The sequence below is a fragment of the Halomonas marinisediminis genome (genome assembly GCF_004347715.1).
In the GTDB taxonomy this organism is placed as follows: domain Bacteria; phylum Pseudomonadota; class Gammaproteobacteria; order Pseudomonadales; family Halomonadaceae; genus Halomonas; species Halomonas icarae.
On record NZ_SLTR01000452.1, the window covers coordinates 1 to 273 of the forward strand.

A 273-nucleotide genomic window follows, 5' to 3' on the forward strand; every position below is an offset into this window, starting at 1 on the left:
TGCCGCACGGTCTGCGGCGAGATACCGGACTTGGCGGCCAGCACCGTCGCCTCGGCATAAAGCGCGGCATAGCTCATCGAGATAAGGTTCATCACCAGCTTCATCTTGTGGCCCGCGCCGACCCCGCCGACGCGGTTGATGTTGCCCGCCCAGCATTGGATCACCGGCTCGACCTTGGCAAAGCTCTCGTCATCGGCCCCAACCATGGCGTCGAGCATGCCCTCCTCGGCCTCCTTCGGCGTGCGCCCGAGCGGCGCGTCGACCATCGCCCCG

General features: G+C 67.0%; 1 protein-coding gene. It reads right to left on the minus strand.

Annotation, left to right across the window (positions count from 1 at the left end; genetic code table 11):
- On the minus strand, nt 1-273 hold a 273-nt coding region (locus E0702_RS17385; protein ID WP_132045767.1), incomplete at both ends, for an NAD(P)-binding domain-containing protein.